This window comes from Bradyrhizobium sp. 149 (assembly GCF_023073915.1).
Taxonomy (GTDB): Bacteria; Pseudomonadota; Alphaproteobacteria; order Rhizobiales; family Xanthobacteraceae; genus Bradyrhizobium.
In genome coordinates, this window is the sequence record NZ_JADPKK010000013.1 from 125,405 (window position 1) to 143,677 (window position 18,273).

General features: G+C 64.8%; 17 protein-coding genes. All 17 read right to left on the reverse strand.

All coding sequences use genetic code 11. The annotated features are described in order from the left end of the window. Nucleotide 1: 1 nt before the first annotated feature. On the reverse strand, nucleotides 2-775 hold the full coding sequence (locus tag IVA88_RS06025; RefSeq protein WP_247496372.1) for an SDR family oxidoreductase: 774 nt from the start codon (nucleotides 773-775) through the stop codon (nucleotides 2-4). A 40-nt stretch (nucleotides 776-815) separates the two neighbouring features. Beyond that, on the reverse strand, nucleotides 816-1,823 hold the full coding sequence (locus tag IVA88_RS06030; RefSeq protein ID WP_247496373.1) for an ABC transporter ATP-binding protein: 1,008 nt from the start codon (nucleotides 1,821-1,823) through the stop codon (nucleotides 816-818). A gap of 16 nt (nucleotides 1,824-1,839) precedes the next feature. After that, nucleotides 1,840-2,670: a carbohydrate ABC transporter permease gene (locus tag IVA88_RS06035; protein WP_247496374.1), complete on the reverse strand. Its 831-nt coding sequence runs from the start codon at nucleotides 2,668-2,670 to the stop codon at nucleotides 1,840-1,842. A 3-nt stretch (nucleotides 2,671-2,673) separates the two neighbouring features. Beyond that, complete coding sequence (locus tag IVA88_RS06040; RefSeq protein WP_247496375.1) at nucleotides 2,674-3,546, reverse strand: sugar ABC transporter permease; 873 nt, start codon at nucleotides 3,544-3,546, stop codon at nucleotides 2,674-2,676. A gap of 89 nt (nucleotides 3,547-3,635) precedes the next feature. Further along, the gene (locus IVA88_RS06045) at nucleotides 3,636-4,949 is read right to left on the reverse strand and encodes a sugar ABC transporter substrate-binding protein (RefSeq protein ID WP_247496376.1); all 1,314 of its coding nucleotides are present in this window, start codon (nucleotides 4,947-4,949) and stop codon (nucleotides 3,636-3,638) included. Between the two features lie 285 nt (nucleotides 4,950-5,234). Beyond that, the gene (locus tag IVA88_RS06050; protein WP_247496377.1) at nucleotides 5,235-6,185 is read right to left on the reverse strand and encodes a sugar-binding domain-containing protein; all 951 of its coding nucleotides are present in this window, start codon (nucleotides 6,183-6,185) and stop codon (nucleotides 5,235-5,237) included. Nucleotides 6,186-6,193: 8 nt separating this feature from the next. Then, nucleotides 6,194-6,853: an HAD family hydrolase gene (locus IVA88_RS06055; protein ID WP_247496378.1), complete on the reverse strand. Its 660-nt coding sequence runs from the start codon at nucleotides 6,851-6,853 to the stop codon at nucleotides 6,194-6,196. 73 nt (nucleotides 6,854-6,926) lie between these two features. Next, nucleotides 6,927-8,117 carry a multiple monosaccharide ABC transporter permease gene (gene mmsB / locus IVA88_RS06060; protein ID WP_247496379.1) on the reverse strand — a complete coding sequence of 397 codons (1,191 nt, stop codon included), beginning with the start codon at nucleotides 8,115-8,117 and terminating at the stop codon, nucleotides 6,927-6,929. After that, entirely contained in the window at nucleotides 8,114-9,691 is a 1,578-nt protein-coding gene (mmsA, locus tag IVA88_RS06065; RefSeq protein WP_247496380.1) for a multiple monosaccharide ABC transporter ATP-binding protein, read from the reverse strand. The genes mmsB and mmsA overlap by 4 nt, the downstream gene beginning before the upstream one ends. 164 nt (nucleotides 9,692-9,855) lie before the next feature. Then, on the reverse strand, nucleotides 9,856-10,929 hold the full coding sequence (gene chvE, locus IVA88_RS06070) for a multiple monosaccharide ABC transporter substrate-binding protein (protein ID WP_247496381.1): 1,074 nt from the start codon (nucleotides 10,927-10,929) through the stop codon (nucleotides 9,856-9,858). Between the two features lie 72 nt (nucleotides 10,930-11,001). Continuing rightward, on the reverse strand, nucleotides 11,002-11,880 hold the full coding sequence (locus tag IVA88_RS06075; protein ID WP_247496382.1) for an SMP-30/gluconolactonase/LRE family protein: 879 nt from the start codon (nucleotides 11,878-11,880) through the stop codon (nucleotides 11,002-11,004). Beyond that, nucleotides 11,880-12,956, reverse strand: a complete 1,077-nt coding sequence (locus tag IVA88_RS06080) for an aldose epimerase family protein (protein WP_247496383.1) — start codon at nucleotides 12,954-12,956, stop codon at nucleotides 11,880-11,882. The genes IVA88_RS06075 and IVA88_RS06080 overlap by 1 nt, the downstream gene beginning before the upstream one ends. Nucleotides 12,957-12,958: 2 nt before the next feature. Then, the gene (locus tag IVA88_RS06085) at nucleotides 12,959-13,885 is read right to left on the reverse strand and encodes a Gfo/Idh/MocA family oxidoreductase (RefSeq protein ID WP_247496384.1); all 927 of its coding nucleotides are present in this window, start codon (nucleotides 13,883-13,885) and stop codon (nucleotides 12,959-12,961) included. Continuing rightward, nucleotides 13,882-14,658, reverse strand: coding sequence for a FadR/GntR family transcriptional regulator (locus IVA88_RS06090; RefSeq protein WP_247496385.1), 777 nt, complete (start codon nucleotides 14,656-14,658; stop codon nucleotides 13,882-13,884). The genes IVA88_RS06085 and IVA88_RS06090 overlap by 4 nt, the downstream gene beginning before the upstream one ends. Then, complete coding sequence (gene yjfF / locus IVA88_RS06095; protein ID WP_247496386.1) at nucleotides 14,655-15,635, reverse strand: galactofuranose ABC transporter, permease protein YjfF; 981 nt, start codon at nucleotides 15,633-15,635, stop codon at nucleotides 14,655-14,657. The genes IVA88_RS06090 and yjfF overlap by 4 nt, the downstream gene beginning before the upstream one ends. After that, on the reverse strand, nucleotides 15,632-16,624 hold the full coding sequence (locus IVA88_RS06100) for an ABC transporter permease (RefSeq protein ID WP_247496387.1): 993 nt from the start codon (nucleotides 16,622-16,624) through the stop codon (nucleotides 15,632-15,634). Before IVA88_RS06100 ends, yjfF begins: the two co-directional genes overlap by 4 nt. Then, on the reverse strand, nucleotides 16,621-18,165 hold the full coding sequence (locus IVA88_RS06105) for a sugar ABC transporter ATP-binding protein (protein WP_247496388.1): 1,545 nt from the start codon (nucleotides 18,163-18,165) through the stop codon (nucleotides 16,621-16,623). Before IVA88_RS06105 ends, IVA88_RS06100 begins: the two co-directional genes overlap by 4 nt. Between the last annotated feature and the right edge of the window lie 108 nt (nucleotides 18,166-18,273).

An 18,273-nucleotide genomic window follows, 5' to 3' on the forward strand; every position in this document is an offset into this window, starting at 1 on the left:
CCTACCAGCAAGTGTAGCCGCCATCCACCAGCACGATGCTGCCGGTCATCAGGCTCGCGGCCTCGGAAGCAAGGAACAGCACCACGGAGGCGATCTCCTCGACCTGCCCCATCCGCGCCATCGGAGTTCCGCCGATCCAGGCATCGTACATTCTCGGATTGCTCTTCACGAAGGCGTTGAGCGGCGTCTCGATGTAGGTCGGCGCCACCGCATTGACGCGGACGCCGCGCGCGCCCCATTCGGCGGCCAGCGATTTCGTGAGATGGTGCACCCCGGCCTTGGATGCGTTGTAGAAGCACTGCTCCTGCGGCTTGTTGACGATGAAACCCGACATCGAGCCGACGTTGACGATGGCACCGCTCTTGGCGTTGAGCATGTGCTTGCCGAACTCGCGGCAGCACCAGAACGTGCCGTTGAGATTGACGTCGATGACATTGAGCCAGTGCTCGTCCGCCACGGTCTCGGCCGGCGTCTCGCTGCGGGCAATGCCGGCATTGTTGACGAGGATGTCGACCTTGCCGTGGCGCGCAACAAGGTCGCTCGCGACCTCCGCCACGCGCTTGGTGTCGGTGACATCCATGATCGCCGTCTCGACGTCGAAGCCCTTCGCGTTCAGGCTGGCTTTCGCAACGTCGGCGACCTTGCTGTCACGATCGCCGATGACGACCCTGGCGCCGGCTTCAGCCAGCGCTTCGGCGCAGGCGAGCCCGATGCCCTGCCCGCCGCCGGTGATGAACGCCGTCTTGCCGTTCAGCTTGAACTTTTCCAGGTACATGTTGCTCTTCCGTTTCTTGCCGTGTTCTTGCCGTTTCTTGTCAGCCGCTGATGGCGTTGCCGCTCGCGTCGAAGCGATGGATGCGCATGGGCTCCGGCACCAGCGACACGTGGTCGCCGGCGTGCAGGCTCAATTCACCGATGTAGCGCGCCGTCAGCATGCCGAGCGGACCGGCATCGACATAGAGGAAAGTGTCGCTGCCGAGATGCTCGGCCACCGCGATCGTTCCCTGCCAGCCGCCGGCGCCGTCGCGCTCGATCTTGAGATGCTCCGGCCGTACCCCGATCGTTGCCGCGCCCTTCTGCACGGCGTGCTCGCCGGTCACGAAGTTCATCTTGGGCGAGCCGATGAAGCCGGCGACAAAGAGGTTGGCCGGCTTCTCGTAGAGATCCAGCGGCGAGCCATATTGCTCGATCTTGCCGCCGTTGAGCACGACGATCTTGTCGGCCATGGTCATGGCCTCGACCTGATCATGGGTGACGTAGATCGCAGTCGTGCCGAGCTGCTTCTGGAGCCGCGTCACCTCGATGCGCATCTGCACGCGCAGCGCCGCGTCGAGGTTGGAGAGTGGCTCGTCGAACAGAAACGCCTTGGGCTCCCGGACGATGGCGCGCCCGATCGCGACGCGCTGGCGCTGGCCGCCGGAGAGCTCGCGCGGCTTGCGGTCGAGATAAGGCGTGAGGTTCAGCGTCGCGGCGGCCGCCTCGACCTTGCGGTTGATCTCGTCCCTTGCCAGCCCCGCCATCTTCAGGCCGAAGCCGATATTGCCGCGCACGCTCATATGCGGATAGAGCGCGTAGGACTGGAACACCATCGACAGCCCGCGCTTGGCCGGCGGCGTGTCGACCACGTTCTTGCCGTCAATCAAGATCTTGCCGCCGCTGACATCCTCAAGCCCGGCGATCAACCGCAGCAGCGTGGTCTTGCCGCAGCCCGAGGGGCCCACGAACACCACGAACGACCCGTCGACGATCTCGAGGTCCGCGCCCTTGATGATGTGCACGGGGCCGAAGGATTTTTGCACGTCCTGAAGTGTGATCTGACCCATGATCCGGCAGCCCTTTTTACTTTACCGCGCCAAAGGTGAGCCCGCGCACGAGCTGCTTCTGGCTGAACCAACCGAGGACGAGAATGGGCGCAATCGCCAGCGTCGAGGCCGCCGACAGCTTTGCCCAGAACAACCCTTCCGGGCTCGAATAGGACGCGATGAACGTGGTGAGCGGCGCGGCGTTCGAGGTCGACAGATTGAGGGTCCAGAACGCCTCGTTCCAGGCCAGGATCAGGTTCAGCAGCATGGTCGATGCCAGCCCCGGGATCGCCATCGGCGTCAGGACATAGACCAGCTCGCGGCCGATGGTGGCGCCGTCCATGCGCGCGGCTTCCAGAATGTCGCGCGGGATCTCCTTGAAATAGGTGAAGAGCATCCAGATCACGATCGGCAAATTCCCAAGGCACAGGATGAAGACGAGGCCGATGCGGGAATCGAGCAGGCCGAAGCTCTTGTAGATCAGGTAGATCGGCACCAGAACGCCGACCGGCGGCATCATCTTGGTCGAGAGCATCCAGAGCAGGATGTCCTTGGTGCGCTTGGTCGGCGAGAACGCCATCGACCAGGCCGCGGGGATCGCGATCAGCAGCGCGATCAAGGTCGAGCCACCGGCGATGATGACCGAGTTCATCGCATGGAGGAAATAGTCGCTGCGCTCCTGCACGGTCGCATAGTTTTCCGTGGTCCAGTGGAAGAACAGGAAAGACGGTGGAATGGCGAATGCCTCAAGTTCGGTCTTGAAGCTCGCCAGCACCATCCAGAGGATAGGAAAGAAGATCAGGAAGCCGAACAACCACGCCCCGATCGTCGAGACCACCACCCGCCGCCTCGTCGCCATTCGCGCCATGTCTCATGCCTCCAGATTTCGGCCGACAATGCGGACCAGGAAGAAGGCAACGACGTTGGCGATCACGACAGCGACGAGGCCGCCGGCCGAGGCGGTACCGACATCGTACTGGATCAGTGCCTGCGAATAGATCAGGAACGCGATGTTGGTGGTCGACAGTCCCGGGCCGCCGCCCGTGGTGACGTAAATCTCGGCGAAGACGGTGAGCAGGAAGATCGTCTCGATCAGGATCACCACTGTGATGGGACGCGCGAGGTGCGGCAGCGTGATGTAGATGAAGGTCGAGATCGCGCTGGCACCGTCCATTTCGGCGGCTTCCTTCTGCTCCTCGTCGAGCGACTGCATCGCAGTGAGCAAAATCAGCGTCGCGAACGGCAGCCATTGCCAGGACACGATCAGGATCACGGCCAACAGCGGCATGTCGTTGAACCAGTCGATGGGCGTCAACCCGAACATCGACGCAATCCAGGCAAACAGCCCGGACACCGGATGCATCAATAAATTCTTCCAGACCAGCGCGCTCACCGTCGGCATCACGAAGAACGGCGCGATCACCATCAGCCGGACGATGTTGAGGCCGATCACGGGCTGGTCGAGCAGCAGCGCCAGCGGAATTCCGAGCAGGACGGTCAGCGCCAGCACCGAGCCGACCAGCACCAGCGTGTTCTGGAGCGAGGCGAGGAACGCGGGATCGGTGAGGAAGTAGCGGAAATTCTCAATCCCGACGAACGCTTCCGAGCCGGGATCGAGCAGGCTGTAATGCAGCGTCGAGAAATAGATCGTCAGCGCCAGCGGAACGATCATCCAGATGAACAGCAGCCCCACGGCGGGCGTCAGGAGCGTCCGTGCGAGAAGCTGCGTCTGCCGGGTTGCCATTCAGGCTTCTCCGCTAGCGGGAAGAAGGCGGCCATCCATCCGGAGCGGTGGATGGCCGCAAGTTTGAGCTCAGGAGGGAGAGCTCGGGTTCACTTGATGTAGCCGGCGCGCTTCATCTCGCGCTCGGTTGCGGATTGCGCCGCGGTGAGCGCGGCATCGACCGTCATCGATCCCGCGAGCGCAGCTGAGAACTGCTGTCCGACCTGCGTGCCGATGCCCTGGAATTCGGGGATCGCGGCATATTGCACGCCGACGTAGGGCACCGGCTTCACCGTCGGCTTGTTCGGGTCCGCCGCGTCGATCGAGGCCAGCGTCAGCTTCGCGAATGGGGCGACCTTCAGATAATCAGGGTTTTGGTAAAGCGAGGTTCGCGTGCCCGGCGGCACGTTGGCCCAACCCTCCTTCGCCGCCACGACCTTGGTGTAGTCCTTGCTGGTGGCCCAGCCGATGAACTTCTCGGCGGCTTCTGACTTCTTCGAGCCGGCGGGGATTGCGAGACTCCAGGCCCACAGCCAGTTGGCGTTCTTGCCGAGCCCGGTGTTGGGCGCCAGCGCGAAGCCGACCTTGTCGGCGACCTTGGAGTCCTTCGGGTTGGTGACGAAGGACGCCGCGACAGTGGCGTCGATCCACATCGCGCACTTGCCAGCATTGAACAGCGCGAGGTTCTCGTTGAAGCCATTCGAGCTCGCGCCGGGAGGGCCGGCCTGCTTCATCAGGTCGACATAGGTCGACAGCGTCGCCTTCCATTCCGGCGTGTTGAACTGCGGCTGCCACTTCTCGTCGAACCAGCGTGCGCCATAGGAATTGGCCATGGCGGAGAGGAACGCCATGTTCTCGCCCCAACCGGCCTTGCCGCGCAGGCAGATGCCGTAGACGCCTCCGCTCTTGTCAGTGAGCTTCTTGGCCGCGTCGACGACGAAATCCCAGGTCGGGTTTTCCGGCATCTTGAGGCCGGCCTTGTCGAACAGGTCGGTTCGGTACATCACCATCGAGCTCTCGCCATAGAACGGCGCGGCGTAGAGCTTGCCGTCGACGGAGACCGCATCCCTGATCTTGGGCAGGAGGTCGGCGACGTCGTAATCGGCGCCGAGATTGGCGAGCGGCACCAGCCAGCCCTTCTTGGCCCAGATCGGCACCTCGTAGGTGCCGATGGTGAGGACGTCGAACTGGCCGCCCTTGGTGGCAATGTCGGTGGTGACGCGCTGGCGCAGCACGTTCTCCTCAAGCGTCACCCATTTCACCGATATATCAGGGTTCTTCTTGGTGAATTCGGCCGTCAACCCCTGCATGCGGATCATGTCGCCGTTATTGACGGTGGCGATCGTCAGGGTCGTTTCGGCCATCGCGGGGACGGCCAGCAACAGGCAAGACGCGCCGCAGACGGCGCCGAGGACGTGTTTCACGGTGACCTCCCTAGGATCGCGCTTTTGAGCATATGCCCACGCGTTGGGTGTATGTTCAACTGAGGCCGGGCCGTTGTCAAGCAGGCGCTAGGTGTTCGCGCAACTTATGAGTGCTGCAGTGCGGGAGTGATGAGAGTTGCCGCCTCGCACACGGCTGTCATGCCCCGCGAAGCGCGGCATCCAGCACTCGGGTTGTTTATTGATTTGCCCTAAGCGAGGCCGCGGCGTACTGGATCATCCGCCTTCGCGGATGATGACAGCAGTACGACGGGCGAGATCGCCGCCCTACCGCTCCAGAATCGCCCTTGCGGTCGTCTCATCGGTAATGAGCCCGTTGATCAACCGCCCATTTAACGCCGCCGCGATCGCCGGCACCTTGGCCGCGCCGACTGCGGCGCCGATGGTCGTGGTCTTTGCCGGAACCTCCGGCGGAATGCTAGTCAGGCGCTTGTTGGTGCCGGCCTTGAGCAGGCGGCCCTTGGAATCATAGGCCCAGCCGGTGATCTCGCCGATGGCCCCCTGTCGCATCATCTCGAACAGTTCATCGCGGGTGACGAAGCCGTCGACATGGACCTGCGCCTTCTGGTCCATCTGGCCGATGCCGACGAGACGCAAATCCGCCTTGGCCGCGACCGCCTTCACCTTCGCGATCGGCTCGATCCGGACCATCTTGTTGCGCTCGTCCTCCGACGACATCAGGAACGGCAGCGGCATCGGGTAATGCCGCGCGCCAGTGCGGTCGGCGAGCCGGCCAACGGTGTCGTAGAAACTCGCTGAGCCGTCGGCGGAGATGTTGCCGACCAGCGAAACGATCTGGTGGTTGGGCCGGTCGATCGGCATGACGCGCTCGACCGCGGCACGTACGGCCCGGCCCGTTCCGAGCGCGACGATGACGGGCGTCTCGGAGCGCAGCGTCGCGTCGAGCAGGTTGGCGCAGCGTTCGGCAATGCCCGCTGTGGCCTGCGGTGCCGCGAGATCGGCCGGCACCACCTCGCAATGGGCGAGATCGAAACGCGCCTTCAGACGCGCCGCCAATTCCATGCACGCGGCGATGGGATGTTCGAGCCGGAAGGTGATGAGCCGCTCGGCGAGGCACAGCGAGACCAGCCGCTGCGCCGAGGCGCGCGAGACCTGGAGCATCTTGGCGATCTCGTCCTGGGTGTGACCGGCAATGAAATAGAGCCAGCCGGCGCGCGCGGCGTCATCAAGCCTGGACTTTTCGTTCTCGGCGGCCATGGCGGGCGTCAGGCGTCCTTCCAGAAATCAATCATGCGCGCGAAGACCCGGTCGGCCCCCGCACCGGACAATATAGCCCGCCCGTCGCGGCCGCGATAATGGCTGCCGCCGACAAATCCCCAGACGGTCATGCCGGCCGCCTTGCCCGCCTGCACACCGCTCGCACTGTCCTCGATCACCAGCGTACGCGCGGGTTGCGCGCCCATCTGCTCTGCCGCATGGAGAAAGAGATCGGGCGCCGGCTTGCCGTGCCTGACCATCTGCGCGGTGTAGATCCGGTCGCCGAAATGCGCCCGCAGGCCGGTGACGTCAAGGGAGAGCGCGACGCGGTCGATGTCGCTGGACGACGCCACGCAGAATGGTGCCCGCAGGCCCGCCAAGACCGTATCGACATCCTGAATCGGGTGAAGGGCCTTCTCGAAGGCGATCAACACGCGCGACTTCAGCCGAGAGGGAAAATCGACCGGCACGGCCCGGCCGAGTTCGCGATAATGCCGGGTGATTGCGCTCGTGCTTCGCCCGAGGAACAGCTCGAGCGCTTGTGCAAGTGTCAGAGATATCCCGGATTCGGACAGTTCGTCTGACAGGCACTGACAGCTCAACAGCTCGCTGTCGACGAGCACGCCGTCGCAGTCGAAGATGATCAGATCGAACTGGCCAGGATCCATCCCGCCATTCGATCATATGCTCAAGCTTTGGGCAATAGCTCACCAACTCGACCTTGGTCGGTAGGGCCGACCTCTACCTCCGCTGATTATAAACGTCGATGCACACCGCCCCCAGCAGCACCAGGCCCTTGATGACCTGCTGATAGTCGATGCCGATGCCGAGGATGGACATGCCGTTGTTCATCACGCCCATGATCATGGCGCCGACCACGGCGCCGCCGACGCGGCCGACGCCGCCATAGGCCGAGGCGCCGCCGATGAAGCAGGCGGCGATGACGTCGAGCTCGAAGCCGAGACCGGCCTTGGGCGTTGCGGTGTTGAGGCGCGCGGCGAAGACGAGGCCGGCGAGCGCGGCGAGCACGCCCATGTTGACGAAGGTGAGGAAGGTCAACCGCTCGGTCTTGATGCCCGACAGGCCGGCCGCCTTGGCGTTGCCGCCGACGGCATAGATCTGCCGGCCAATGACGGTGCGGCGGGTGACGAAGCCGTAGAGCGCGATCAGCGCGGTCATGATCACCAGCACGTTCGGCAGGCCGCGATGCGAGGCAATCAGATAGGTGAAATAGAGCACGGCGCAGGCCAGGAGAATGCTCTTGCCGAGGAAGAACGCGTAAGGCTCGACCTCGATGCCGTGCAACTGCTCGCGCGAGCGGCCCTTGGCGCTGGCATAGACGAGGCCGAGCGCGAGCACGGCACCGATCAGCATCGACGTCGGATGCAGCGTGCCGGCTTCAGGCAGCATCTCCGGAATGAAGCCCGACGACAATTTCTGGAAGGTCGACGGGAACGGCCCGAGCGACTGGCCCTGCAACACCGCAAGCGCGAGACCCTTGAACACCAGCATGCCGGCCAGGGTCACGATGAAGGACGGGATCTTGAAGTAGGCCACCCAATAGCCCTGCGCGGCGCCGATCGCCGCGCCCAACAGCAGGCAAGCGATGAAGGCGAGCGTATAGTCGATCTTGTACGTCACCATCAGCACGGCGGCCACCGCGCCGACGAAGCCCGCGACCGAGCCGACCGAGAGGTCGATATGCCCGGTGACGATCACCAGCAGCATGCCGAGCGCCATGATGACGATGTAGCTGTTCTGGAGCACCAGATTGGTCAAGTTGAGCGGCTGCAGCAGCGTTCCGCCGGTCATGACCTGGAAGAACAGCATGATCGCGATCAGCGACATCAGCATGCCGTAGGTGCGCAAATTGTTCTTGATGAAGCTGCCGTGCCGGCCCTCCTCGGGCAGCGAAACCGTCTTGTCGGTCATGGCTGCGATCCTCCCATCTCCGCGGCCTCAGGCGCGCCGCTGTAAAAGTTTCTGTCGTTGCGCATGATGGCGCGCATAATCTTTTCCTGCGTCGCATCACGGCCCTTGAACTCGCCGACGAAGGCACCGTCGTTCATGACGCAGATGCGGTCGCAGATGCCGAGCAGCTCGGGCATTTCCGAGGAGATCACCACCACGCCGCGGCCGGCTTCCGCAAGCTCGTTGATGATACAGTAGATCTCGTATTTGGCACCGACGTCGATACCCCGTGTCGGCTCGTCCAGGATCAAGACCTTCGGGTCGGTCATCAGCCATTTCGACAGCACGACCTTCTGCTGGTTGCCTCCGGAAAGCTGGCTGGTTTCCTGATAGACGTCGGAGCAGCGGATGCGCATTCGGTTGCGGTAGTCGCTGGCGACCTTCAGCTCGGCGATGTCGTCGATCACGCGACCCGGCGCGACCTGATCCAGGCTTGCCAGCGTGATGTTCTTGCGGACGTCGTCGGCCAGGATCAGCCCGAGCTGCTTGCGGTCTTCGGTGACATAGGCAAGGCCGGCGTCGATCGCAGCGGCGACGTTCGGCAGCACGATCTCATGGCCCTCGAGCCGGATACGGCCGCTGATCATGGTGCCCCAGGCCCGACCGAACAGGCTCATGGCGAATTCGGTGCGGCCGGCGCCCATCAATCCGGCAATGCCGACGACCTCGCCGCGTCTCACGCTGAAGTCGACGTTCTTGATCACCTGCCGCTCGGGATGGATGGGATGGTAGACCGACCAGTTCTCGACGGTGAGGACCGGCTCGCCGATGTCTACGCTGCGCTCCGGGAAGCGATGGGCGAGATCGCGGTTGACCATGCTGCGGATGATGCGATCTTCCTGGATCGGCTCAACGCGGCAATCGATGCTGTCGACGGTGCGGCCGTCGCGCAGCACGGTGATGTGGTCAGCGACGCGGGCGACCTCGTTCAGCTTGTGCGAGATCAGGATCGAGCCGATGCCCTGCTCGCGGAAGGTCATGAGACGTTCGAGCAGAGCGGCACTGTCGGCCTCGTTGAGGCTGGCGGTCGGCTCGTCCAGGATCAGCATCCGCACCCGCTTGGACAGGGCCTTTGCGATCTCGACGAGCTGCTGCTTGCCGACGCCAAGATCGGTGATCAGCGTATCCGGCGATTCCTTGAGGCCGACCTGCGCGAGCAGTTCCCGGGTGCGCCGGTACACCTCGTCGCGATCGATGACGCCGAATTTCGACGGCGGATGCGACAGGAAGATGTTTTCCGCAATCGACATCAGCGGGATCAGCGCCAGCTCCTGATGGATGATGATGATGCCGAGCGCCTCGGAATCGTTGATGTCGCGGAAGCGGCGCTCCTCGCCATCAAAGATAATGGTGCCGTCATAGCTGCCGGCCGGGTAGACGCCGCTGAGCACTTTCATCAGCGTCGACTTGCCGGCACCGTTCTCGCCGACGAGAGCGTGGATCTGTCCAGCGTCAACCGAGAAGTTGACGTCGCGCAGCGCCTGGACACCGGAAAAGCTCTTGCTGACGTTGCGCATCTCCAGCATTGCGGTCATCGTCGTTGTCCCTTGTTTAACCTCTCCCCGTCTTGCGGGGAGAGGTCGATCGCGCAGCGATCGGGTGAGGGTGTTTCCGTAACAACGGCTCCCACCACTTTTGTGGAGACGCCCCTCACCCCGCCCTCTCCCCGCAAGAGCGGGGCGAGGGAGAAGTGAGAATCTTACTGGAACTGCGACTTCTTGTAGTAGCCGCTGTCGACCAGGACCTTCTCCCAATTGTCCTTGTAGACCACGACCGGCTTGAGCAGATAGGACGGCACGGTCTTGGCGCCGTTCTCGTAGGTCTTGGTGTCATTGACGGTGACCTGCTTGCCGGCAAGCGCCGCGTCGACCATGTCGGCGGTCACCTTGGCGAGATCGCGGGTGTCCTTGAAGATGGTCGAATACTGGTCGCCGCGCAGCATCGCCTTGATCGAGGGCACTTCGGCATCCTGGCCAGAGATGATAGGCATCGGCTGGCCGGCGCTGCCATAACCGACGCCCTTCAGCGAGGAGATGATGCCGATCGACAGGCCGTCATAGGGCGACAACACCGCGTTGACCTTCTTGTTGCCGTAGTAGGCGCTGAGCAGATTGTCCATGCGGGCCTGCGCCGTGGCGCCGTCCCAGCGCAAGGTCGCGACCTTGTCCATGCCCATCTGGCCGGAGGCGACGACGAGCTTGCCGCTGTCGATGTACGGCTTCAGCACGCTCATCGCGCCGTTGTAGAAGAAGTAGGCGTTGTTGTCGTCGGGCGAGCCGCCGAACAGCTCGATGTTGAACGGACCCTTGCCCTCCTTGAGGCCGAGGCCCTGCTCGATCGACTGCGCCTGGAGCACGCCGACCTGGAAATTGTCGAAGGTCGCGTAATAGTCGACGTTCGGCGTGCCGCGGATCAGGCGATCGTAGGCGATCACGATGATGCCCTTGGCCTTGGCCTGCTTGAGCACGTCGGAGAGCGTGGTGCCGTCGATCGCGGCGATCACCAGCGCTTTCGCGCCCTTGGTCACCATGTTCTCGACCTGCGAGAGCTGGTTCGGGATGTCATCCTCGGCATATTGCAGGTCGGTGTTGTAGCCGCGCTCCTTCAGCACCTTGACCATGTTGTTGCCGTCGTCGATCCAGCGCGCCGACGATTTGGTCGGCATGGCGATGCCGACCGTCGCCTTGTCCTGCGCGGAGGCGCTGGCGACTGCGGCCATCGTTGCAGCGCCGGCCAGCGCCAGCGCGAGGAATGTCGTCTTCAGTTTCAGCATGGTTCACTCCCTTGGGTATCGGACTGTTTCTTGGTTTCGTCGAGAAAGTGGCGGTGAGCTGCTTCAGGTCTCCTATACGAGCTTGACGTCCGGCTCCGAGCGACCATGCGCGGAGGCCTCCAACAGAAAGGTGCAGCCGGCCTGCGGATCGGTGGCGCGCGCCGTCGCGTCCATATCCTGCCAGGCCGAGGTGACGAGAATGCGCGACAAATCAGGGCCGACGAAAGCGGGGCAGCTCGCCTGCTTCGCCGGCACGCTCAGCGAGCGCAGGCGCTCGCCCCGCGGGCTGTAGACATCGATCCGGCTCGCGCCCCAGCAGGCGTTCCAGATGTTTCCGTCGGCGTCGCACACGGAGCCATCGAGGCCGCCAGTGCCGGTGTGGCGCAGCAGCACCTCCGGCTCGCCGCGCGGCAGGCCGGTTGCGGGATGGAGCGGCACCGCATAGAGCGCCGCGCGCGCGGTGTCGGCAAAATAGCCGGTGGCGCCATCGGGCGAGAAGCAGATCGAATTGGGAATGCTGATGCGGGGGAACAGCATCGATATCTTGCCGCGCTGGAACGCATAGATCGCGCCTGCCTCTGCTTCCGCCTTGCGGCCCATGGTCCCGATCCAGAACGTGCCGGAGGGATGCACGCGGGCATCGTTGGAGCGGGTCGCGGGATTGTCGGCTTCGAGCGGACAGAGCAGCGTCATCGCACCGTCGACAATTTTGCGGACATAGAGGCCATCCTCCGCGACGATCAGCTGCCGCTCGGCATCGATCCGCCCGAGTGCGCTCGCCATCCGGCCCAGCGCATGAACGCGAATGCCGCCGCTGCCGAGCTGCGCCTCGAACAGCCGGCCCTCGCGAATGTCGAACCACCAGGCCGTGTCGGTGGTCACATCATAGGTCGGTCCCTCGCCGAGATGGCAAGGATCGTCCGAAAGAACCGAGGTCGGCACTTGTTCCATCACGGCCGCCTCACTGCAAAGCGATAGACCGTGTGATGGCGATAGACCTCACCGGGCGCAAGGCGCGGGCTCGGAAAATCCGGCCGGTTCGGTGCATCCGGCCAGATATGCGGCTCCAGGCACATGGCGTCGGACTGGCGGTAGAGCTTGCCGCCCTTACCCGAGATCGTGCCGTCGAGATAGTTGCCGGAATAGACCTGGAGGCCGGGCTGATCGGTGAGCAGCTCCATGATGCGCCCCGAGCGCGGCGCCTCCAGCCGCGCCGCGAGCGCAAGCTTGCCGTCGCGCGCGAGACAGTAGGTATGGTCGTAACCCCTGCCGTTGCGCAATTGCTGGTCGCTCTCGCGGATGCGCTCGCCGACGGACCACGGTTCGCGGAAGTCGAACGGCGTGCCGGCAACGCTGCGCGGCGGTTCCGGCAATGGAATGGCGGTGGGGTCGATCGCGAGGAAATGCCCGGCAGCGACCGTTAGCTTGTGATCGAGAATGGGCGTGCCCGACGTCGCGCCTTCCAGATTGAAGAAGCTGTGGTTGGTCAGGTTGACGATGGTCAGCCGGTCGGTCCGCGCCTCCATGGTGAGCGACAGCTCGGTCGGGCCGGTGACGCGATAGGTCAGGCGAACGTCGAGGCGACCGGGATAGTTCTCTTCGCCGTGCGGGCTGACATAGGACAGCGTGACCGCGGGCTCGGCGCCGCCGTCGATCTCCGCAATTTCCCAGAGCTTGCGGTCGAAGCCGTCGAGGCCGCCATGCAGCGCATTCGGGCCGTTGTTGACGGGAAGCTGCACCGTCTCGCCGTCCAGCGAAAATTGTCCTTGGGCGATGCGGTTGGCGTAGCGGCCGACGGTGGCGCCAAAAAACTTCCGCTCGGCGAGATAGCCGGCGAACGCATCGTGGCCGAGCACGACGTCGTCATGGCTGCCCCCGGCGTCCGGCGCGATCAGCGCCTGAATCACCGCGCCAAAAGTGATGATGCGGGCTTCGAACCCGCCCTCCCCGCGCAGCACGATGCGCTCCACCTTGCGGCCGTCCGGCAGCCTTCCGAAGATGTCTTTTTCTGTTTTCGAGCCCGCCATGATCAATCCACAAAAGGTTCGACGATCGTGCGCCTGCCGAGCAGGAAGGCATCCGCAACAAGACGAAGCGGCGCCAGATCGACATCGCTCGCGCCTGTCACGGCGAGCGTGACGAAGCGCCGGTAAAGCTCCCGATATTCCTCATCGGGCGCCTCGGCAACGGTCTTGCCGTCAATCGCCATGTGCCTGCCGCCGCCGGACAGCGTCAACCGGCCCTGGTCGGTTTCGACCAGGATATCCCAGCTCTGCGGCCCCGTCTGGCGGAAGTCGAACTCCGCGGTGATAGCCAGGCCGCCGATGTCGGTCAGCGTCAGGTTCGCCGCGATCGGCGCCTGACAATTGGCGGGAAACGCCAGCTCGGCCGCGGTGACGAACACCGGCTTCGGCAGGATCTTGGTCACAATCGACAGCGCATTGATGCCGGGATCGAATACACCGAGCCCGCCTGGCTCCCAGATCCAGGCCTGCCCGGGATGCCAGACGCGGACGTCCTCTTTCCAGTTAACGTGCACGGAGGTGATCCGCCGCGCGGCGAGCCACTCGCGCGCCGGCTCGACTGCGGGCGCATGGCGCGAATGCCAGGTCGCAAACAGCGTCCGCTTTGCCTCCGCCGCCATCACAATCAGCGGGTCGAGCTCGGCAACGCTGGTGCCGGGCGGCTTCTCCAGCATGACATGCTTGCCGGCAGCGAGCGCTGCGGCGGCTTGGGCGCGGCGCACCTGCGGCGGCGCGCAGAGCGACACAGCATCAATTCGCGGACCCTTCTCAAGGAGTTCCTCGATCGTGGCGAAATGAGGTAGCCCCGGCAGCGAGGCGTTGCGGCTGGCAACGGCCGCGAGCGTCGCACCCGGTACCGCGGCGATCGCCCCGACATGCTGGTCCCGCGCGATCTTGCCGAAGCCGACGATGGCGATGCGAAGTTCAGTCACGATCTCTCTCCAGTGTCCGCGGACGGCAGCGCCTCGGCCGGCGCGGTGACGGTCACCGTACCCTCGTGGCGGCGCATGCCGTTGTGAATGACATAGACCATCGCCTCCGAAGCCGTCCGGGTATCGCCGGCCGCGATGGCATCGACGATGTTCTGATGCCAGAGCAGCACGGTGTCGCGGTCCTCCGGTTCGACCGGTGCGCTAAGCAGGAACGAGGCCCGCAACGCGGCTTCGATAACGTGCCCGATCGAGCGCATGAACAGATTGCCGGACGCCCGCGCCACGGCGACATGAAGCGCGAGGTCGGCGTCGGCAAAGCCAACAGAATCGGAAGCTTCAAGCCGCATCCGTTCCATGCAGCGACGCAGCTCGGTCAAGTCCTGCTCCGACCGCTGCGCCGCGGCGAGCCCGGCGGCGCGCGGCTCGACGGCGAGGCGGATCTCGGCGAGGTCGTTGAGGAAGCGCTTGTCGATCCCGGCGTCCAGGTGCCAGGCCAGCACGTCGGCGTCGAACATGTTCCAGGCGACGCGCTCGCGCACCACGGTGCCCACCCGCGCCTTGGTGGTGAGCAGGCCCTTGGCCACCAGCGTCTTCACGCTCTCGCGCAGCACCGGCCGCGACACGCCGAACATCGCGATCATCTCGGCATCGCCCGGCAGGCGCGTCCCCTCCGCGTAACGGCCGGCGATGATGTCGACGCCGATCGAGCGCGCCACCTCCGCGTGATGGGAGTGCGCCCGGCGCGTCGGGATCACGACGATGCGCGAGGTCATGAGACTGCTCCCGCGCGCTTCACCACCGGCCGACGCGCGAGCGCGACCAGCCCCTGCTGCAAGACGATAAAGGCGAACAGCAGCACGCCGGTCGCGATCTTGGTCCACCAGCTCGACAGCGTCCCGTCGAAATTGATGTAGGTCTGGATCATGCCCTGGATCAGCACGCCGAAGAAGGTGCCGATCACCGATCCCTGCCCGCCCGTGAGCAGCGTGCCGCCGATCACGACGGCTGCGATGGTGTCGAGCTCGACGCCGACGGCGGAGAGCGAGTAGCCGGCGCTGGTGTAGAAGGAGAAGACGATTCCGGCGATGCCTGCAAGCAGGCTCGACAGCATGTAGATCTTCACCGTCATCCTGCCGACGGCAACGCCCATCAGGCTCGCGGTCGCCCGGCTGCCGCCGAGTGCGTAGACATTGGCGCCGAACCGGGTGAGCTTCAGCAGCAACGCGCCGCCGATCACGATCGTAAGCATGATGATCGCGACCGCCGTCAGCCGGCCACCGCCGGGTAATCGCAATGCGAAGTCCGACACGGTGGAATAGACCGGCGCGGTGATCGGCACCGATTGCGTCGAGAGCAGAAAACTTGCGCCACGGGCCAGGAACATGCCGGCGAGCGTTACGATGAAAGGCGGCAGATCGAAGACATGGATCACCGCGCCCATCGCCGCGCCGAAGGCCGCCGAGAGCGCGAGAATGGCGACGAAGGCCACCAGCGGCGGCATGCCCCAGCGTTCGATCGCCAGCGCGACGAACACAGTGGTGAAGCCGATCACCGAGCCGACCGAGAGATCGATGCCGCCGGAGATGATGACGAAGGTCATGCCGGTCGCGACGATGCCGAGGAAGGCATTGTCGGTCAGGAGATTGCCGACCACGCGGGTGGAGGCGATGTTGGGAAACTGCACCGCGCAGAGCGCGAATCCGGCGACGAGCACGACGGCGGTGATGAGGACGGGCGGGAGGCCTTTCATGCCTTGGTCCTCCGCAGCCGCGTCACGACGCCGGCAACACCGGACAGCTTCGGCGATTGCAGCAGCAGCACCGCGAGCACCACCACCGCCTTGACCAGCAAATTGAATTCCGGCGGATAGCCCGACAGCAAAATGCCGGTGTTCATGGTCTGGATGATCAGCGCGCCGAGTACGGCCAGCACGAGGCTGAAGCGGCCGCCGAACAGCGAGGTGCCGCCGATCACCACCGCCAGAATCGCATCGAGCTCAAGCCAGAGGCCGGCATTGTTGGCATCCGCGCCCATGATGTCGGCCGCCGCGATGACGCCGGCAAGGCCGGCACAGACGCCGCACCACACATAGACCGCCAAAATCATCGCGCGCGTGCCGACGCCGGCAAGCTCGCTGGCCCGCGCATTGCCGCCGGTCGCCTCGATCAGGAGCCCGAGTGCCGAGGCGCGCACCACCGTGCCGGTGAGGATCAGCATGCCCAGCGCAATCGCGACCGGCACCGGCAGGCCGAGAATTGAGCCATTGCCGAGCCAGACCAGATCCGGCGAGGAGAAGGTCACGATGCGCCCCTCGGTGATGAGCTGGGCGATGCCGCGTCCCGCCACCATCAGGATCAGGGTCGCCACGATCGGCTGCATGCCGAGCACCGCGACGAGAAATCCGTTCCACAATCCGCAGATCAGGCCGGCACCAAGTGCGGCCGCCAGCACCACGGTCAGACTGTGGCTGTCGGCGAGGCTCGCCGCGATCGCGCCCGAGATCGCCATCACCGCGCCGACCGACAGATCGATGCCGCGCGTCGCGATCACCAGCACCATGCCCAGCGAGAGCAGCGCCACCGGCGTGCCGCGGTTGAGCACGTCGATCAGGCTGCCGAACAGCCGGCCGTCCTGGAGGCGCAGGTCGAAGAATTGCGGCGACACCACGCGGTCGACCGCCAGGATGACAATCAACGCGAGGATCTGGGCAAGGCCGCGGCGCGGCAGCAGCGCTGTCATGCCCGGCCCTCATGCGCGATACTGGCGCCATCGGCGGCGATGGCGGCGAGAATGCTGCCGACATCGATGTCCTCGCCCGCGAGCTCCTCGACATGGGCGCGATCGCGCAGCACCACCACGCGATCGGAATAGGTCACGATCTCGTCGAGCTCGGAGGAGATCACGAGCAGCGCCAGCCCGTCGTCGCAGAGCTCGCGGATCAGGCGGATGATCTCGGCGTGCGCGCCGACGTCGATGCCGCGGGTCGGCTCGTCCAGCACGAGGAGCCGCGGCGTGGTTGCGAGCCACCGTGCCAGCAGCACCTTCTGCTGATTGCCGCCGGACAACAGACCGACGGGACGCTCCGGATCGGGCGGGCGGATGTCGAGCATCTTGACGTAACGACCGGCGATTTCGTCCTGCTCGCGGCGCGACAGCGGCCGATGCAGGCCGCGCTTGGCCTGGAGCGCGAGCACGATGTTCTCGCGCACGGTGAGCTCGGCGACGATGCCGTCGGTCTTGCGCTCCTCCGCGCAATAGCCAAAGCCGTGGCGCACGCCATCCCGCGGCGACTGGAGCCGCACCGGCGTGCCTTCCACCCTTGCCTGCCCGCAATCGGCGCGCTCGGCGCCGAACACCAGCCGCGCCGTCTCGGTCCGGCCCGAGCCGAGCAGCCCGGCCAGACCAACAACCTCGCCATGCCGCAGCTCGAGATTGAACGGCGCGACATAGCCGGCCTTGCCGTAATTCTCGAAGCTCGCACAGACTTCGCGCGTCTTCTGCGCGCCTGCCGAGGCCCGCGCGCTGGTGGTCTCGGCCAGCTCGCGGCCGAGCATCATCCGGATCAGCTCGAGCCGCGACAGCGATGCGGTCTCGCGCTCGCCGACCAGCCGACCATTTCGCAAAACGGTGATGCGATCGGAGATCTCGTAGACCTGGTCGAGGAAATGGCTGACGAAGACGATGCCAATGCCGCGCTTGGCAAGCTGGCGCATGATGCCGAAAAGGATCTCGACCTCATGGCGGTCGAGGCTCGCGGTCGGCTCGTCCAGGATCAGCACCCGCGCCGAGAGATCGACGGCGCGCGCGATCGCAGTGACGTGCTGCACGGCAACGGAATAGTTGCCGAGCGGCGCTGATACGTCGATGTCGAGGCCGAAATCCGCGAGTAGCGTTTTCGCGCGACGTCGCATCTCGCCTTCGCGCACGATGCCGAAGCGCATCGGCTGGCGGTCGAGGAACAGGTTTTGCGCCACCGAGAGATTCGGCAGCAAATTGACTTCCTGGTAGACGGTGGCAATGCCGGTCTGAAGTGCCGCCTTGGCCGAGCGCGGCGCGACCTCTTCGCCGCTGATCCTGACGATGCCGGCATCGCGCGGGAACACGCCGGTGATCACCTTGATCAGCGTGGACTTGCCGGCGCCGTTCTCACCGAGCAGCGCGTGGATCTCGCCGGCGCGGAGCGTGAAGTCGACCTCCTGCAACGCGCGCACAGCGCCAAAACTCTTGCTGATCCCGCGCACCTCCAGCAGGGAAGCAGCAGGATCCGGGCTGTTCTCCATAGCAAATTCACTCCCACCGGCGCCCGCTGATGATGCGGACACCTAGCCTATCCGTTCGCGCAGCGGTTTCGAAGGGGGGCGCCGGGCCGCAAAGAGCGGTCTGGCGAC